The following is an 18,419-nucleotide window of genomic DNA, read 5'->3' as shown; positions in this document are numbered from 1 at the left end:
GAGGGGGTTACCCGAACTGGCGGAAAGATCAAGAGCGACCCCACCCTAACCCTCCCCTGCAAGCAGGGGAGGGAACATGTCGCGGTTCAATCCTGCTGCTTGACGATGCGCAGTCGCACGGCTTGCACGCCAGGCAGCGCACGCACGGCGCGCAGCAGTTCGGGGATGGCATCCACGCGCCAATCCTCACCCAGCTCCAGGTCGGCCTGGGCGCCCTGGTTGCGATAGCCATGCAGGGTCACGCTGGCGCGGCCGCCGCGATAACCGGCCAGCGCATGCTGCAGTTGTTCGACGAAGCCGGGGCCGATGCCGTTCAATTTCAGCTGCAGCAGCCGCGCGTGTTTGCGACAGGCGTCAGCCAATGAGATGGCGTTGCGCGCGCGCAACTGGAAGCCGCCGCCGGAGAAATCGTCGATGCGCAGACCACCCTCGACGATCAGCATCTGGTCGCGGGTAAGTAGTGGCGCGACCTGCTGGTACAGCTCGCCGAAGAAGCTCACTTCGATGATGCCGCTGCCATCCTCTAGCCGCACGAAGGCGTCGCTGTCGCCACGCTTGCGCACGGCAGTAACCATGCCGGCGACCGTCCAGGGCGTGTCGGGGCCGCGGCGGAAGCGGTTGCCGTCGTCGTTGTCGTTCTTGCGCGGTTTCGGCGGCTGGTAGCGGTCGGCGATCTCGCCGAGCGGGCAGGTGGACAGCTGTGCCAGCTCGTCCTTCCACGGGTCGGTGGGATGGCCGGACAGGTAATGCCCGAGCGTGTCGCGTTCGCCCTGCAACTTCTGCTCCAGCGGCCATTCCGGCGCTGTCGGCAGGTTGATGTGGACTACCGGCGTCAGCGCGCCCGTCGCGGCGCCGAACATGTCGTTCTGGCCGGATTGCTTGTCGCGCAGATGCTGCTCGGCGGCCTTGATCGCATCGGGCAACTGCAGCATCAGGCTGGCGCGGGTAGGTGCCAGCGCATCCAGTGCGCCGGACAGGATCAGTGCTTCCAGTACGCGGCGGTTGAGCTTGGTCGGGTCGACGCGACGGCAGAAATTGGCCAGGTCGGTATACGCGCCGTGCACGCGTTCGGCGACGATCGCTTCGCATGCGCCCTGACCGACACCCTTGATCGCGCCAAGGCCGTACTGGATGGTCTTCGGCTCGACTGCGACAAACATGTATTCGGACGCATTCACGTCCGGCGGTTGCACGGTGATGCCGAGCGCACGCGATTCATCGAGGAAGGTCACCGCCTTGTCGGTGTTGTCCATGTCCGACGAGATCGTCGCCGCCATGAACTCGGCCGGGTAGTGCGCCTTCAACCACGCGGTCTGGTATGAGACCAGCGCATAGGCGGCGGCGTGCGATTTGTTGAAGCCGTAGCCGGCGAATTTCTCCATCAGGTCGAAGATGGTGTCGGCCTTGTCGCCGGCCAGACCGTCCTTCGCGGCACCCTCGCGGAACTTGGCGCGCTCCTTCGCCATTTTCTCGACGTCTTTCTTGCCCATCGCGCGACGCAGCAGATCGGCGCCGCCGAGCGAGTAGCCGCCGACGATCTGCGCCATCTGCATCACCTGCTCCTGGTAGACCATGATGCCGTAGGTCTCTTGCAGGATCGGCTCGACGCGCGGGTCGGGATATTCCACGTCCTCGCGGCCATGCTTGCGCGCGATGAAGCTGGGGATCAGGTCCATCGGGCCGGGACGATACAGCGCCACCAGCGCGATGATGTCCTCGAAGCGGTCGGGCTTCGCGTCTTTCAGCATGCGCTGCATGCCGGAGGATTCGAGCTGGAATACCGCGACGGTCTGCGCCTTCTTCAGCAGCTCATACGGCTTCGGATCGTCCAGCGGCAGCTGCGAAATATCCAGCGGCGCTTCACCGCTTTTCGCGCGGCGCACGTTGATCGCCTTCACTGCCCAGTCGATGATGGTCAGCGTGCGCAGGCCGAGGAAGTCGAACTTGACCAGGCCGACCGCTTCCACGTCGTCCTTGTCGTACTGGGTCACCACACCACCACCGCCCGCTTCGCAGTACAGCGGCGCGAAGTCGGTCAACGGCGTCGGCGCGATCACCACGCCACCGGCGTGCTTGCCGGCGTTGCGGGTGAGGTTTTCCAGGCTCAGCGCCAGGTCGATCAGGGCGCGGGCCTCTTCATCCTGCTCGTAGGCCTCGCAGAATTCCTTGACGACGCGGTCGGTCTCTTTCTTCGATTTCTCCGAGCGGCCGAGCGCATCGGACAAGGTGAGATCGAGCGGTCGCGGCGGCACCATCTTGGCCAGCCGATCGACCTGGCCGTAGGGCATGCTCAGCACGCGGCCGGAGTCGCGCAGCACGGCCTTGGCCGCCATCGAGCCGTAGGTGATGATCTGGCTGACGCGATCGCGGCCGTACTTGTGCGATACGTAGTCGATCACCTCGTCGCGGCGATCCATGCAGAAGTCGATGTCGAAGTCGGGCATCGACACACGTTCGGGATTGAGGAAGCGCTCGAACAGCAGGTTGAACTGCAGCGGATCCAGATCGGTGATCTTCAGCGCCCAGGCGACCAGCGAGCCGGCACCGGAACCACGACCCGGTCCGACCGGAATGCCATTGTCCTTGCCCCAGCGGATGAAGTCCGAAACGATCAGGAAGTAGCCGGGGAAGCCCATCTTGATGATGACGTCCAGCTCGCGTTCCAGCCGCGCCTCGTAGTCGGCCAGCGCATAACCGGCAGCGAGCGGCGCCAGCGCAAGGCGTTCCTGCAGGCCCTGCCGCGACAGCTCGCGGATGTGGCTGTCGAGGTTGTAGCCGGCCGGCACCGGGAAGTCAGGCAGGTAGTACTTGCCGAACTCCAGTTCCAGGTTGCAGCGCCTGGCCAACTCGATGCTGTTTTCCAGCGCCTCGGGAAGGTCGGCGAACAGCGTGGCCATCTCCTCGGGCGTCTTCAGGTATTGCTGGTCGCTGTAATCGCGTGGACGCTTCGGATCGGCGAGCACGCGACCTTGATTGATGCACACGCGTGCTTCATGTGCGCTGAAGTCGTCCTGCTTCAGGAATCGCACATCGTTGCTGGCCAGCACCGGCAGGCCGAGTTCGGCCGCCAGCGCGAGCGCCGCGGTATTCCAGTTTTCCTCGCCGTCGCGGCCGCAGCGGGTCAGCTCCAGATACAGCCGCTCGGGGAACAGCCGTGCCAACGGACGCAGCTTCACCAGAGCTGCCTCGACACCCTGGTTCAGCGCGATGCGGCCGATCTCGCTGTCACGACCCAGCAGGGCGATCAGGCCCTTGCTTGCATCGGCAGTCAGCCAGCCGGATTCGACCAGCGCGCGGCCGCTGTGCTGACCTTCCTGCCAGGCACGCGAGACCAGCCGCGACAGGTTGAGGTAACCCTCGCGGTTCTGGCAAAGCAGGGTCAGTCGCCACGGGCGCGGGTCATCCAGTGCGCTGATCCACAGGTCGCAGCCGCCGATCGGCTTGATGCCGGCCGCGCTGCATGCCTTGTAGAACTTCACCAGCGCGAACATGTTGCATTCGTCGGTGAGCGCCACTGCCGGGATGCCGTCACGCACGCAGGCGGCGACCAGCGCCTTGATGCGGATGGTCGAGTCGACCAGCGAATATTCGCTGTGCAGGTGCAGGTGGGTATAGCGGACGGTCATGCAGATTTGCGCGGTGAGTCTGTGCAGGCTAACCGGCGCTCCGCCGAGCGGCAAGATTGACTTCCGTGCAGTTTGCGCGACGCGGTGTCGTGACTGGAGTCAGGTTATCGGGGAGGCCGCTGATGATCAGTGGCTGCCACTTGTTTCGGGAGCGGCCGGCGGCTCGGGCTCGACAAGCAGGGCATTGATCTCGGCTATCAGGCTGTCCAGCATGTCTTCGCCGTAGCCGACATGGACATGCGCGACCGTTCCATCACGATGCAGCATCAACATGACCGGGATACCCTTGTTCGAACCGTAAGGTTTGCCGACCGCGCCGTCGCGATCCCAGGTGATCAGCAGTCCAGGCAAGCGCTTTTTGAGCAGGCGGGCGCTGTGCGTGAACGTGTCGTGGTCTTCCTTGGAGTCGACAGCCACGACCTGCAGTGGCAGGCCACGTTGGGTAGCCACCGATTGCAGGCCGGCCAGCACCGGCATCTCCTTCATGCAGTAGCCGCACCAGGTCGCCCAGAAACTGACCACCACGACCTTGCCGTGCAGCGAGGACACGGTCAATGCCGACCCACCCAGCGTCGAGCCCAGCGCATCCGGTGGCGTGTCGCCACGCTGCACTTTCGCGTCGGCGGCAAAACAGAGCATCAGTCCGAGCAACACTAAAGCGATCCTGCGCATGTCATTCCATCCCCTGATTGTTGTCGCCAGCGTAGCAACGGGCGCGGGAGGGTGGAAGCAAGGCGGGGTGTTCATCCACTCAGCAGGTGGTGCTGCAGGCCAGTCCCCGCGAGTGCCTGCTGTCGTCAGCGGATATGAAAGCGTTCGTCGTCGTCATATTCCACGTAATGGTCGAGACTGCGAACCCCCAAGGGCCGGAGATCATAGTCGGCATGCGACGCGCTGTTGTCGTCGACAGTTGTCGGCTCGAAAGTGCTCGATGGCGGTGTTGAGGCGACGACTGGTGTCGATGGCCTGGGTGGGCGATGGCCTGGAATCGTCATGGCGGGGCTCCTGCGATCTGATGCGTGTGCCGAGACAGCTGACCGACGTGCCTGGGTAGGACAGGCCGGTATGGCTGGCGCATCCGTGCATGTGGGGATCCTTTCAGTAAAGGATGCGCCAGCGCCGGAAAAAGTTGCATGGACGGATGGCCTATATGGCAACCGGCCGCAGCAATGGAGTGCACATGCTGCCGCAGGTCGGCAGCACGGGATCAGAACAGTTTCGCCTGGTCCAGCAGCAGTCGAACTGGTGCAAAGCTGCAGCGGTGTTGCGCGCAAGGGCCGAGCTTTTGCAAGGCTGTCAGGTGCGCCGGAGTCGGATAACCCTTGTGCACCGCAAAGCCGTAGCCGGGATGGACAGCATCCATCGCCACCATCAGGCGATCACGGCTTACCTTGGCCAGGATCGATGCGGCGCTGATCGCCGGCTCCAGCGCGTCGCCACCGACAATGGCGCGACCACGACAGGGCAGATCCCTGGGCAGTTTGTTGCCGTCGATCAGCGCCTCATGTGCGGCCGGGGTAAGGCCGCTCACGGCACGGCTCATGCCGGTCATGGTGGCCTGGAAGATATTCAGGCGGTCGATCTCGTCCGGTTCGATCAAGATCACGCAATATGCCAGTGCCCGTTCGATGATCAGCGGATACAACGCCTCGCGTTTTGCTTCGCTGAGCTTCTTCGAATCGTTGAGCCCGGCAATCGGGCGATCGGGATCGAGGATCACGGCAGCGACCGCCAATGGCCCGGCCAGAGGGCCGCGGCCAGCCTCGTCCACTCCGGCCGTGAAAATGCTTTTTGCGTTTGCCCCTTCTCCCCTTTGGGAAGAAGGTTGGGATAAGGGATGGGTGCTTGCCAAGGGTTGCCTAACCGACATCGCGCTGATCCACCAACTCCGCAATGGCTGCTGCGGCACGATCTCCGGCATGCCCTTCCATGTCTCCGCGCAATGCCTGATGCAGCTGTTCGAAAGCTGCGACGATATGGCTGCGGCGCTCGCTGTCGCGAAACAGGTCCAGTGTGGCGGCGGCCAGATTCGCGGCCGTGCAATCGTCCTGCATCAGTTCGGGGACCAGTCGGTCATCGCCGAGACCGCAGGCGCGTGCCAGGATATTGGGCAGTGAATAGATGTCGGTTTTCAGCATCTTCATGGCGCACGCGATGCGATAACTCATCGGGGTCACGCGATAGCCCACGACCATCGGTCGCTTCGCCAGCATGGCTTCCAGTGTGGCGGTGCCGGAGGCCAGCAGTACCACGTCGGCAGCCAGCATCGCCTCGTGCGCGTGACCATCCAGCAGGAGCATCGGTGCGGCCCCATCGTGCGGGCACCGCGCCAGCAACTCCTTGAGCCTGGCATGGACTTGCGGGTTGGCGGCCGGGATCACGATGCGCAATCCCGGGATGGTTGCGGCCAGCTGCATTGCGGCGTCGATGAAAATCTGTCCCAGCCGCGCCAGTTCGGACAGCCGGCTGCCCGGCAGCACGGCCAGTACGGGCGCCTGCTGCGGCAGCTGTAGCACGTCACGTGCACCGATGCGGTCGGATACCAGGGCGAAGCGGTCGGCCAGCGGATGGCCAACAAAACGGGCATCGATGCCATGTTTGGCGTAGATCGCCGGTTCCATCGGGAACAGGCAAAGCATGCGTCGGGCACTGCGCCCGATCTTCTCCGCGCGTTTCTCTCGCCATGCCCAGACTGACGGGCTGACGTAATGCACCGTCAGCAGACCAGCCTGTTTCAATCGCCGCTCGACGCCGAGGTTGAAATCGGGGGCATCGATGCCGACCACCACGGCAGGCTGGGCCTTCAACAGGCGTGCCACCAGTGCCTTGCGCAGGCGCAGCAGGCGTGGCAGGTGGCTGATCACTTCGCTGAAGCCGAACAGCGAAAGTTCGTGGATGTCGTACCAGGACTCGAAGCCTTGCGCCTGCATGCGGGCGCCACCGATGCCGACGAAACGGGCTTGCGGGTAACGCTGGCGCAGGGCGACGACCAGATCGGCGCCAAGCTGGTCGCCGGAATCCTCGCCGGCAAGGATGGCGATCAGCGGAGCTTGTGCAGAGACGTCGCCTGATTGCATATCGGTGTCTCCTGCAGGAAGTCAGGGCAAGAGCGCATGCCTGATTGCGCGATAAGCGCTTATCGCGCGAGCGCTCGCTCGCTGCGGCTCAGAAATTCCAGCATGGCTCGCACGTCCTCGCTCTGCTGTGCCTGCTCGGTGAGCTTTTCGCGTGCTTCGGGTAGTGAAAGCCCAGCCATGTACAAGGTGCGGTAGGCACGCTTGATCGCGGCAATGCGCGTGGCGTCGAAGCCGCGGCGTTTCAGCCCCTCGCTGTTGATGCCGCGTGGACGACCCTGCTGCTCGTTGGCCATCATCACGAATGGCGGTACGTCGTGTCCGACCAGGCAACCCATCCCGATGAACGCATGGGCACCAACCTTGCAGAATTGATGCACGCCGGAATAACCCGACATGATCGTCCAGTCGCCGATTTCCACATGCCCGGCCAGTGCCGAGTAGTTGGAAAAAACCACGTTGTTGCCGACCTGGCAATCATGTGCGATATGCACGTAGGCCAGCACCCAGTTGTCGTTGCCGATGCGGGTGGCACCGCCGCCATCGCCGGTACCCCGGTTGAGGGTGGCGAATTCGCGGATCAGATTGCGGTCGCCGATCACCAGCTCGGTGTGCTCGCCAGCGAATTTCTTGTCCTGCGGTGCGCCACCGAGTGAGGCGAACTGGGCAATGCGGTTGTCGCGGCCGATCCGGGTCGGTCCTTCGATCACCACGTGCGGTCCGACCACCGTGCCATCGCCGATTTCCACGTCGGCACCGATCACGCTAAAGGCACCGATGCTGACGTTGGCTCCGATGATCGCGGAAGGATCGATTTGCGCAGTGGGATGGATCATTTGTCGGATCTCGCCGCGCACATCAGTTCGCAGCTGGCCACTTCCTTGCCATCGACCAGGGTCCGCGCCACGAACAGGCCCATGCCGCGCATCAGGCGTTTCAGGGTCACCTCCAGACGCAACTGGTCGCCGGGCACCACCGGCGCGCTGAAGCGCGCGTTGTCGACCTTGACCAGGTAGAACAGCGGACTGCCCTTGTCGCCCTTGAGATGCCGGCTGATCTGGGTCAGCAGGCCGGCGGTCTGTGCCATCGCCTCGACGATCAGCACGCCAGGCATGACCGGATGACCGGGGAAATGTCCCTGGAAGAACGGTTCGTTGATGGTCACGTTCTTCAGCCCGACCACGCTGACATCGGGCACGATCTCGATGACCCGGTCCACCAGCAGGAACGGATAGCGATGCGGCAGCAATTGCTGGATCTGCTCCACATTGATCGGCAACGTCAGGGTCCCGATTTTTTCACTCATTGTTGCTGTCCTTCTCCAGCGCCGACAACCGGCGCGCGTACTCGTCCAGATGCTTGAAGCGTGCCGCATTCTTCCGCCATTGGCGGTTTTCCTGCAGCGGCACGCCGGATGAATATTCGCCCGGCTCGCGGATCGAATGCGTGACCAGGCTCTTGGCGGTAATGGTAACCCGGTCGGCCAGTTCGAGATGGCCTAGCACGCCCGCATTGCCGCCGATCATGCAGTATCGACCGATTTTTGCGCTGCCGGCTACAGCGGCGCAGCCGGCCATGGCGGTATGCGCGCCGACGTGGACGTTGTGGGCGATCTGGATCTGGTTGTCCAGTCGCACGTCCTCTTCCAGCACGGTGTCGTCCAGCGCGCCGCGGTCGATCGTGGTATTCGCACCGATCTCGCAGTCGTCACCGATGCGCACGCCGCCAAGCTGCGGCAGCTTGATCCAGCTGCCGTGCTCGGAGGCGCTGCGATCAAAGGCAAGACCGAAGCCATCCGAACCGATCACGGCACCGGGATGCACTAGCACGCGCTTGCCCAGGGCGACGCGGGTGACCAGGGTCACCCGGGCAACCAGCCGCGACTGCGCACCAACCGTGCAACCCTCGCCGATGATGCAATGGGGGCCAAGCACGACACCGTCCCCGATCACCGCGCCTTCGCCAATCACGCAGCAAGGGCCAATGCTGGCGCTGCTGCTGACCTGCGCGCTGGTGGCAACCACGGCGCTTGGGTGGATTCCCGCGGGCGCGGCCGGCAGGCGTTCGAACAACGCGGCGATTTTCGCGTAGGCGACGTAGGGATCGCGCGCAACGAGCGCCGCCACGGGGCAGTTGGCGAGATCCTCCTCACGCAGTACCACTGCGCCGGCACGGGTAGCAGCCAGTTGTGCGCTGTACTTGCTGTTGGAGAGGAAGCTCAGCTGGCTGGGGCCGGCGCCTGCCAGTGTGCCGACGCCGTCGAGGCGGATCTCGGCATCGCCGTGACAGATCAGATCGAACTGCTCGGCGAGTTTGGCGAGGGAGTAGGTGCTGTTCGCGCTCAAGATGCTCTCCGTGACACGGTGGCCATTGTATCGGCAGCCAGCCATTATGCGTGGCCTCTGTATACCTCAAAGCAAAAAAGCGCGGCATCGCCGCGCTTTTTTGCAGCACATTGTTCGCAGGCTCCGGTCAGAACTGGCTGCCGAAGGTGAACTGGATGCGCTCCTCGTAATGGCTGTCCGAGGGCTGTGTGCGGAACGGCACAGCCAGGCTGATGATCAGCGGGCCGATCGGTGCCTGCCAATGCAGCGAGATGCCGGCCGATGCGCGCAGGGTGCTGGCGCTGAAGCTCTGGATGTTCTGGTAGGCGTTGCCGACGTCGGTGAACACCGATACGCGCGCGGTGTTGGTGTCCTTCAGGAACGGCAGCGGCAGGTACAATTCGGCGGTACCAAGCACCTTGAACGCACCGCCGATCGGCTGCGCGTAATAGCTGCCGCTGTCGCAGTAGCCGTTCTTGGCCGGGGTGGTGCCGTCGATGCAGACGCGCGGTCCCAACGTGTTGTCCTGGAAACCGCGCACGTCGCGCACGCCGCCTGAGTAGAGGTTCTGCCAGAACGGGAAGTCGTTGCGCATGTCCGTCGGAGCAGGCTGGCCGGCGGTAGCGTAGGCGGCTTTCAGTGCGTCGAAAGCCTGGTCACTGATGCCGTTGCTGCCATAGGTCTTGCCGTAGCCAGCCTGACCATCCAGATACAGCACGAAGCCCTTGCCGATTGGCCAGTAGTGGTTGATTTCGGTTGTCAGCTTCCAGTACTGCACGGTCGAGCCGGGCAGGGCAATATCGGTCGTCGCAGAGATCAGGCCGCCGCGGGTCGGTGCCCAGTAACCGTTGCGGGTATCATGGTTCCAGCCGAGTGTACCGATCCATGAATGGATGGTCTGGTTGCCGATTTCGTTCTGGTAGTCGATCAGCATTTGCGGGCTGTAGCCCGGAATCAGGTTGACCTTGTTGCTGCTGATGCCCAGGCCCACGCGCATGGCGTCGGTTTCGGTGATCGGGATACCGAGATAGCTGGAAAAGGATTTCTGGCTGGTGGAGTAGTCCGCGAAATCGGTATTGCCGTAGTCGGTCTTGGAATAATTGGCGCTGTAACCGATACCGACACCGCTGTCGGTCAGGTACGGGTTGTAATAGTTGACACCGTAACTGGTGGTGTAAAAGCTGCGCGAACCGCTCACCGAGAAGCTGTCACCGGTGCCGAACAGGTTGTTCTGCGACACCGAGGCATTCAGGATGATGCCTTCGAGCTGCGAATAGCCCACGCCGAACTGCAGGCTGCCGGCAGATTGCTCCTCGACCTTGACGCTGATGTCGACCTGGTCCTGCGTGCCGGCCACCAGTTTCTTGTCGATGTCGACCGTCTTGAAGAAACCCAGTCGTTGCAGGCGGATCTTGGAACGGTCGATCGCGGCCTGCGAATACCAGGAACCTTCAAGCTGGCGCATTTCGCGGCGAAGCACCTCATCCTCGGTACGGGTATTGCCTTGGAAGATGACCCGACGGACGTATACGCGCTGGCCGGGTTCGATGTACAGGGTCAGATCGACCGTACGCTTGTCCTTGTCCAGTTTGGGGATCGGGGTGACCTTGGCAAAGGCGTAACCGATATTGGCCAGTATGCCTTTGATCGACTTCGAGCTTGCCTCGATCGCACCGCGATTGAAGGTGTCGCCTGGCTTGATGTAGATCAGCTGGCGCAGGCTTTCCTCCGGGAGGATCAACTCGCCGAGCAGCTTGACGTCGGTCACCTTGTAGATGTCACCCTCTTTCACGCTGGCGTCGATATACATGCCGCGTTTGTCCGGTGCGATCGAGACCTGGGTGGAATCCACACCAAAATCGGCATAGCCGCGATCCATGTAATAGGACTGCAGCTTCTCGAGATCGCCGGAAAGCTTTTCACGGGAGTACTGGTCGTCCTTCGAATACCACGACATCAGGTTGGCGGTATTCGACTCGAAGCCCTTGCGGATCTGCTTGTCGGTGAATGCGTGATTGCCAAGGATGTTGATTTCCTTGATCGTGGCGACCTTGCCTTCGCGGATCTCGAGATCGATGGAGATGCGATTGCGGTCAAGCTCGGTCACGTGCGGGATTACCGACACGTTGTACTTGCCGCGGTTGTAGTACTGGCGAATCAGTTCCTGTTGCACATTGTCCAGTGCCAGTCGATCGAAGGTTCCGCCCTCGATCAGGCCGATTTCCTTCAGGCCCTTTTTCAGATCATCGGTCTTGATGTCCTTGTTGCCGCGAATGTTCAGCTTGGCGATCGATGGGCGCTCGACCACCTTGATCACCAGGATATTGCCGTCGCGGTCAAGTTTCACATCGCTGAAGAACTTGGTCTGATACAACGCACGGATGGCCCGCTGGGCCTCGTCGTTGGTCAGTCGATCGCCCTTGTTGATCGGCAGGTAGTTGTACACGGTACCGGCGGAGATGCGGCTGAGGCCGTCGATGCGGATGTCCGACACCACGAACGGGTCGAATGCAAACGCATTGGCGGAGAGGGAGGCAAGCAGGATCAGCGCGGCGATACGCTTCATCGTCGGTTCCGTTGGGTTATTTCGATGGAACAGCCAGCGCGGCCGCCCCGATCAACGCATGAAACAGGGATTGACCCTGTCTCGAAAAAGAATTCGTACTCGACAGAAGTACGTCGTTTGGGTGTTGCACACCAACGCACCATGCCGCGACAAGTACAGGCAGGCAAGTCGATGACAAGCCACATTCGCTGCCTATGCCTGTCACGACAGAAAAGTACGGTGAATGTCGTTGAAAAACGCCAGCCCCATCAGGGTGAACAGCAAGGCCAGTCCGATGTATTGGCCGACGATCATCACCTGTTCGCTGACCGGGCTACCTTTGATCAACTCCACGACATAATACAGCAGGTGCCCACCATCCAGGACGGGGATGGGCAGCAGGTTAAGAATAGCCAGGCTCAGCGATACCATCGCCAGGAAATTGAGGAACCACGGCAAACCCATGCTGGCCGAAGCGTTGGCGACCTGGGCGATGCCGATGACACCGGATAGATTGTTGGTCGAGGCTTTGCCGGACAGCATCTGGCCAATCATGTTGAATGTGCGTGTGGTGCCGTCCCAGGTGGTTTGCAATGCGGCACCCATGGCACGCCAGGGCCCGTATTGGATGATGGCTGGCTCCCGCGGCATGCCTTGCACGCCAATGACCCAGCTGACCGGTTGGCCGTCGAGCGATTCATGGCGTGCGGTGATGGTCAATGGCAGCTTGGTACCTCCGCGATCGACCACCAGGTGCAGCTGTGGTGACGTGGCCGCCAGTTTCGGAACCAGTTGCTGGAACTGCACGTAGTCGGCAACAGGCTCGCCATTGACGCTGACGATGCGGTCGCCGCCGCGCATGCCCCCTTCGGCAGCAGGCTTGCCGGGCAGCACCGTGGCAACAATCGGCGGCACGGGATTGAGGTCCAGGCCGAGTTTGTCCATGTATTTGTCGACGGACTGCCCGGGAGGTAGCTCGTTCAATGGCAACACGAGCTGACGTGAACGGCCGTCATTGCCGCGTACCGTGACTGGCAGCGGTACACGACCGAGCAATGCGTAGGCCAAGGTATCGAGCGAGTCACTCCAGGTAGCTACCGCGTGATCATCGATGCTGATAATGCGGTCGCCCGGCTGGATACCCGCCTCGGCGGCAATGCTGTGCGGTGCGGCAGTGACTATCGGTGCGACGTCTGGCCGGCCAAGCATGAACATCAGCCAGAACGCAGCGAGAGTGAAGATCAGATTGAAGCCGGGCCCAGCGGCCACGATGGCGATACGCTTCCACACCGGCTTGCTGGTGAACTCCTGGTCGCGCAAAGCGGGATCGACCTCGCCCTCGCGTGCATCCAGCATCTTGACGTAGCCACCCAGCGGGATCGCGGCGATCTGGTATTCGGTGCCGTCGCGGCCGATGCGCTTCCAGATCGCGTTGCCGAAGCCAACCGAGAAACGCAATACCTTGACGCCGCAGCGCCGCGCGACCCAGTAGTGGCCGAATTCATGAAAGGTCACCAGCACGCCAAGCGTGACCAGCAACCAGAACACCGAGCCGAAAAAGGAAGTCATCAAGCGCCGTAAAGAAGAGTCATCAGAACAAGGATATCAGCAAGCATTGCGCAGAATACGGCGGGCCGCCTCGCGGGCGACCCGGTCGCGTTCAGCAAGGGTCCCAACATCGACCACGGCTTGCGGCGGCAGTTCCGCAAGTACCGCTTCGACCACATCGGCGATCGACAGAAACGGCAGCGCACCGGTCAGAAACGCCTCCACGGCAACCTCGTTGGCCGCATTCAGTACCGCGGGGGCATCGCCGCCGGCGCGTAGCGCCTGGAATGCCAATGCCAGGCAGCGGAAGGTGGCCAGGTCCGGTGGCTCGAACTGCAACGGTGCGCAGGCGGCCAGATTCAAGGGTGCTACACCGGTCTCGACCCGTTCCGGCCACGCCAGCGCGTGGGCGATCGCGGTGCGCATGTCCGGATTGCCAAGCTGGGCCAGCACCGAGCCGTCGACGTATTCGACCAGCGAATGCACCAGGCTCTGCGGGTGCACCAGCACATCAATTGCCTCGGCTGGTGCGCCGAACAGATGATGCGCCTCGATCACTTCCAACCCCTTGTTCATCAGGGTGGCTGAGTCGACCGAGATCTTGCGGCCCATCACCCAGTTCGGGTGCTTGCAGGCCTGCTCCGGTGTGATGTCGGCCAGCTGCGACCGGGTGCGGCCGCGGAACGGACCACCGGAAGCGGTCAGGATCAGCCGGCGGACGCCACTGGCGCGCAGGTCCGGTCGGCCTCCCGGCAGGCACTGGAAGATCGCGTTGTGTTCGGAGTCGACCGGGACCAGCGCGCCGCCGCCGGCAGCGACTGCCGCCAGCAGCAGCGGGCCGGCCATCACGATGGATTCCTTGTTGGCCAGCAGCAGATGCTTGCCGGCGCGCGCCGCAGCCAGGGTGGAGTCCAGTCCGGCGGCGCCGACGATCGCGGCTACCACGGTGTCGCATAGTTCACCGGCGGCAGCGGCAGTCAACGCGGCATGGCCGCTGGCCACCTCGCAGCGCACGCCGGCGGCGCCGAGACGGCGTGCCAGTTCGGCCTCCAGCGCGGGGTCGGCGATCACCGCCAGCTGCGGGCGATGCCGTATGCACAGCTCGGCCAGTGCCTCGACCTGACGATGTGCGGTCAGCACCGAGGCGCGGAAGCGCTCCGGGTGACGCGCGATGACGTCGAGTGTGTTGCCGCCAATCGAACCGGTGGCGCCAAGGACGGCGACGCGTTTCATCTCAAAGCCCCAGCAACAGCAAACCGGTGGCGAAGACCGGCAATGCGGCAAACACGCTGTCGAGCCGATCCATCAGACCACCATGGCCGGGGATGATGGTGCCCGAGTCTTTCACCTGGGCATGCCGCTTCATCAGGCTTTCGAGCAGGTCGCCGACGATCGAAGCGCCGACCGTGATCGCCGCCAGCAATCCCAGTGCAAGCAACTGGGCGCCGCGCACGTCTAGCAACCAGCCACCGAGAATGGTGACCAGCACGCCGGCGACGAGCGCGCCGTAGGCGCCAGCCCAGGTCTTGCCGGGGCTGATCTGGGGCGCGAGTTTGCGTTTGCCAAAGCTGCGGCCGCTGAAATACGCGCCGATATCCGCGACCCACACAATCACCAGGGCGAGCAGGGTCCACCACGGGCCGTGCGATGCACGGCCATGCATGCTCAGCAGCGCGAGCCAGGCGGGGAAGATCACGAACGCGCCTGCCAGCAATTTCAGCGCGACGTTTTCGCGAGTGGGCGCCGCACCGAACGCGAAGTGGCGCAGCCATAGGCAGGCCAGCAGCCACCAGGCCACGCCCGCCGCCAGCAACAGTGGCGTCAACGCCGTGGCATGCAGCCACCACAGCAATGCAAACACGCTCGCCGCCACGACCAGCAGCGCGTTGCGCCACACCGGATTTTTCAGCCCGCTGAGCTGGATCCATTCCCACAAGGCGGCCATGAACGCCGCTGCCGTGATCAGCGCAAAGAGGGCTGTCGATGGCAACAGGATGAGCAGGATCACCAGTGGAGCAAGCACCAGGGCGGTGAGGGTGCGCTGTAGCAGCATCGGAATCCTTAAGGTGTGGCGGCAATCTGCTCGCCCGTGCGACCGTAACGGCGCTCGCGGCGGGCATAGTCTTCGATGGCCCGACGCAGGCAAGCCTGATCGAAGTCCGGCCACAGGGTATCGGTAAAGTACAGTTCGGCGTACGCCACCTGCCATAGCAGGAAATTGCTGATACGGCATTCGCCGCCGGTGCGGATGAACAGATCCAGCGGTGGCAGGTCGGCCAGGCTCATCCACTGGCTCAGCCGGGCCTCGTCGATCTCGTCGGCACGCAGCTCGCCGCGAGCCACGGCCTCGGCGGCCTGACGACTGGCCTGCACAATATCCCAGCGACCGCCATAGCTCACGGCGATGTTTACCTGCAGCCGGTCATTGCCGGCGGTGCGGGTCATCGATGCCTGCATGCGCCGGCGCAGTGGTTCGTCGAAGGCATTCAGGTCGCCGATGAAGCGCAAGCGCACACCGTTGGCGTGCAGCTCGTCGACTTCCTTGTCCAGCGCGCGCACGAACAGGCTCATCAGCGCGCCGACCTCGTCCTGCGGCCGCTGCCAGTTCTCGCTGGAGAAGGCGAACAGGGTCAGTGCCTGCACGCCTTCGCGCATGCACGACTCGATCGCCAAGCGTACAGCCTTGCGACCGGCGTTGTGACCAAAGCTGCGTGGGCGGTGGCGAGCCCTGGCCCAGCGGCCGTTGCCATCCATCACGATGGCGATATGGCGCGGAACCTGCGAAGCCCTGGCCTTGGTCATGGGATGAGGAAAGGTGATGGCCGCATCAGAGGGCCATCAGCTCCTCTTCCTTGGCCTTCACCACGGCATCGACGTCCTTGACGGCGCGGTCGGTGAGCTTCTGGATCTCGTCATCGACGCGGCGATCGTCGTCCTCGGTAATGAGTTTCTCCTTGAGCAGGTCCTTGACCTGCTGCAGGGCGTCGCGGCGCACGTTGCGGATCGCGATCTTCGCGTTCTCGCCTTCATGGCCGACGTGCTTGGCCAGTTCCCGGCGACGTTCTTCGGTGAGTGCCGGCATGTTCAGGCGGATCACGGTGCCAGCCGTGGTCGGTGTGATGCCGATGTCTGAAGCCATCAAGGCCTTTTCGATCGGTGCCACCATGGTCTTTTCCCACGGCGTGATGATGATCGTGCGGGCATCGGCCAGCGATACCGAGGCGACCTGGGACAATGGCATGTCAGCGCCGTAGTAGGGCACCTTGATGTGGTCCACCAGCGCCGTGCTGGCGCGACCGGTGCGAATGCGGGTGAGGTCGTGCTTGAGCGAGTCGATGCTCTTGCCCATGCGGGTCTGGGCATCGGTCTTGATGTCGTTGAGCATGTGGCGTGTCCCGATGAATCTGCAACATTCGATTATAGCAGCGCCGGCCACTGCAGCCTGGCGCCGTGGATGGTTCCTGCTGGCTCAGCCGCCGTCGACCAGGGTGCCGATCGCTTCGCCGTGCATGATCCGCATCAGGCTGCCCGGCACGCTCATGTCGTAGATGCGCAGCGGCATCTGGTGATCACGGCACAGCGCGATCGCGGCGGTGTCCATCACGGCCAGCTTGCGCTCGATCACGTCGTCGTAGCCGAGCCGCTCGTAACGGGTGGCGTCGTGGTGCTTGGTCGGGTCGGCGGTATACACGCCGTCCACCTTGGTCGCCTTCAACAGCAGCTCGGCACCCACTTCGACCGCGCGCAGAGCGGCGGCCGAGTCGGTGGTGAAGAACGGGTTGCCGGTGCCGGCGGCGAACAGCACGATGCGTCCCTTCTCGATATGGCGGATCGCGCGCCGGCGGATGAAATCCTCGGACACATCATGGATCTGGATCGCACTCATCACGCGGGCAAAGCCACCGCGCCGCTCGATCGCGTCCTGCATCGCCAGCGCGTTCATCACCGTGGCCAGCATGCCCATGTGGTCGCCGGTGACCCGGTCCATGCCGGCGGCGGCGAGGCCGGCGCCGCGGAAGATGTTGCCACCACCGATCACCACGCCGATCTGGATGCCGGCACGCTGCACCTCGATGATCTCGTCGGCGAGCCGGCCGATCACTTTCGGGTCGATGCCGTAGTCGGCGTCGCCCATCAGTGCTTCACCAGAGAGCTTGAGCAGGATGCGGTGGTACTTGGGCTGGTCGCTCATGGAATCTCCGGATTGTGTGGGGCAAACCGCTGCATTGTAGCGGTAGCGGGCTCTTGCCGGAACGCTGATGTCGGGCTATCGCTGCAATGGTTGGGAACTTCCCGTTGCCCAAATCGTGTGACGGCGTGATTCGTAAGAGCTGCGCCCACAAAAAAAGCCGCGGTTTCCCGCGGCTTTTCCCAGCTTGATGGCCTGGAAGTCGCTTAGACCTGCATCGCCTTGGCCACTTCGGCCAAGTAGTCTTCCTGGACCTTCTCGATGCCTTCACCGACGGCCAGACGGGCCACCGAGATGACGTCGGCGCCTTCCTTCTTCAGCGCGTCGGCCACGGTCGTGTTGGTGTCCAGCACGTACGGCTGACCGAGCAGGGTGACTTCGGCGATGATCTTGTGGACCTTGCCGGCGACGATCTTTTCGAGGATTTCGGCCGGCTTGGCCTTTTCCTTGTCGGACATCTGGCTCAGCGCGATGTCCTTTTCCTTGGCCAGGAATTCGGCGGGAACATCATCGGCGCGGACATAGGCCGGATTCATCGCAGCCACATGCATCGCGATGCCCTTGGCCAGCTCCTCGGAGCCACCCTTGAGCGCGATCAGCACGCCGATGCGACCGCCGTGGGTGTAGCTGCCGATCACGCCATCATTCTTGACGACGGCCATGCGGCGCACGTCGATCTTCTCGCCAATGGTGGCGATCAGGACCTTGGCGGCCTCCTCGACGTTGCTGGCACCCGGGTAGGCGGCAGCCTTCAGCGCGTCGATGTCGGCGGCACCGGAATTCAGCGCGACGTCGGCGACGGTGTCGCTGAACTTCAGGAAGCTGGCATCTTTGCCGACGAAGTCGGTCTCGCAATTGATCTCGACCAGCACGGCCTTGCCCGGTGCCTGGGCAGCGACGATGCGACCTTCAGCAGCGATGCGGCTGGCCTTCTTGTCAGCCTTGGCCAGGCCGGACTTGCGCAGCCATTCCATCGCGATTTCGATGTCACCGTTGTTCTCGACCAGCGCCTTCTTGCATTCCATCATGCCGGCACCGGACCGCTCGCGCAGATCCTTGACCAGTTGGGCGGAAATATTGCTCATCGGTATTCCTCTAAGGCTTTGGATGCGC

Annotated in this window: 15 protein-coding genes; all 15 read right to left on the bottom strand. The window is 63.2% G+C overall.

Features of this window, described 5'->3' with window-relative positions:
- Window positions 1-86 precede the first annotated feature (86 nt).
- The 15 genes from dnaE to tsf all read right to left on the bottom strand — a co-directional run bounded on the left by dnaE (window position 87) and on the right by tsf (window position 18,391).
- Complete coding sequence (gene dnaE, locus B0E51_RS12155; RefSeq protein WP_077445167.1) at window positions 87-3,626, bottom strand: DNA polymerase III subunit alpha; 3,540 nt, start codon at window positions 3,624-3,626, stop codon at window positions 87-89.
- 126 nt (window positions 3,627-3,752) lie between these two features.
- Window positions 3,753-4,298, bottom strand: a complete 546-nt coding sequence (locus B0E51_RS12150; protein WP_077445166.1) for a TlpA disulfide reductase family protein — start codon at window positions 4,296-4,298, stop codon at window positions 3,753-3,755.
- A gap of 535 nt (window positions 4,299-4,833) precedes the next feature.
- Window positions 4,834-5,496, bottom strand: coding sequence for a ribonuclease HII (gene rnhB / locus B0E51_RS12145; protein WP_077445270.1), 663 nt, complete (start codon window positions 5,494-5,496; stop codon window positions 4,834-4,836).
- The gene (gene lpxB, locus B0E51_RS12140; protein WP_077445165.1) at window positions 5,486-6,703 is read right to left on the bottom strand and encodes a lipid-A-disaccharide synthase; all 1,218 of its coding nucleotides are present in this window, start codon (window positions 6,701-6,703) and stop codon (window positions 5,486-5,488) included. The genes rnhB and lpxB overlap by 11 nt, the downstream gene beginning before the upstream one ends.
- Before the next feature lie 59 nt (window positions 6,704-6,762).
- Window positions 6,763-7,536, bottom strand: a complete 774-nt coding sequence (gene lpxA / locus B0E51_RS12135; RefSeq protein WP_077445164.1) for an acyl-ACP--UDP-N-acetylglucosamine O-acyltransferase — start codon at window positions 7,534-7,536, stop codon at window positions 6,763-6,765.
- The gene (gene fabZ / locus B0E51_RS12130; protein ID WP_077445163.1) at window positions 7,533-8,006 is read right to left on the bottom strand and encodes a 3-hydroxyacyl-ACP dehydratase FabZ; all 474 of its coding nucleotides are present in this window, start codon (window positions 8,004-8,006) and stop codon (window positions 7,533-7,535) included. Before fabZ ends, lpxA begins: the two co-directional genes overlap by 4 nt.
- Window positions 7,999-9,045: a UDP-3-O-(3-hydroxymyristoyl)glucosamine N-acyltransferase gene (gene lpxD, locus B0E51_RS12125; RefSeq protein WP_077445269.1), complete on the bottom strand. Its 1,047-nt coding sequence runs from the start codon at window positions 9,043-9,045 to the stop codon at window positions 7,999-8,001. The genes fabZ and lpxD overlap by 8 nt, the downstream gene beginning before the upstream one ends.
- A gap of 127 nt (window positions 9,046-9,172) precedes the next feature.
- Window positions 9,173-11,590, bottom strand: coding sequence for an outer membrane protein assembly factor BamA (gene bamA, locus B0E51_RS12120; protein WP_077445162.1), 2,418 nt, complete (start codon window positions 11,588-11,590; stop codon window positions 9,173-9,175).
- Between the two features lie 201 nt (window positions 11,591-11,791).
- A complete protein-coding gene (rseP, locus tag B0E51_RS12115) occupies window positions 11,792-13,138 on the bottom strand; it encodes an RIP metalloprotease RseP (protein ID WP_077445161.1) in 1,347 nt (448 codons plus the stop codon).
- 36 nt (window positions 13,139-13,174) lie between these two features.
- Window positions 13,175-14,350 (bottom strand): 1-deoxy-D-xylulose-5-phosphate reductoisomerase, encoded by a 1,176-nt coding sequence (locus B0E51_RS12110; protein WP_077445160.1) that lies wholly within the window; start codon window positions 14,348-14,350, stop codon window positions 13,175-13,177.
- Between the two features lies 1 nt (window position 14,351).
- Window positions 14,352-15,170, bottom strand: coding sequence for a phosphatidate cytidylyltransferase (locus B0E51_RS12105; RefSeq protein WP_077445159.1), 819 nt, complete (start codon window positions 15,168-15,170; stop codon window positions 14,352-14,354).
- Between the two features lie 8 nt (window positions 15,171-15,178).
- Window positions 15,179-15,919 (bottom strand): polyprenyl diphosphate synthase, encoded by a 741-nt coding sequence (gene uppS / locus B0E51_RS12100; RefSeq protein WP_077445158.1) that lies wholly within the window; start codon window positions 15,917-15,919, stop codon window positions 15,179-15,181.
- A gap of 25 nt (window positions 15,920-15,944) precedes the next feature.
- A complete protein-coding gene (gene frr, locus B0E51_RS12095; protein WP_077445157.1) occupies window positions 15,945-16,502 on the bottom strand; it encodes a ribosome recycling factor in 558 nt (185 codons plus the stop codon).
- Window positions 16,503-16,586: 84 nt separating this feature from the next.
- The gene (gene pyrH, locus B0E51_RS12090; RefSeq protein ID WP_077445156.1) at window positions 16,587-17,309 is read right to left on the bottom strand and encodes a UMP kinase; all 723 of its coding nucleotides are present in this window, start codon (window positions 17,307-17,309) and stop codon (window positions 16,587-16,589) included.
- Window positions 17,310-17,512: 203 nt separating this feature from the next.
- Entirely contained in the window at window positions 17,513-18,391 is an 879-nt protein-coding gene (gene tsf, locus B0E51_RS12085; protein ID WP_077445155.1) for a translation elongation factor Ts, read from the bottom strand.
- Between the last annotated feature and the right edge of the window lie 28 nt (window positions 18,392-18,419).

Source organism: Rhodanobacter sp. C05 (genome assembly GCF_002001165.1).
GTDB lineage: Bacteria > Pseudomonadota > Gammaproteobacteria > Xanthomonadales > Rhodanobacteraceae > Rhodanobacter.
The sequence above is the reverse complement of the archived record's forward strand: the minus strand, read 5'-3'. Positions and strand labels throughout refer to the sequence as shown.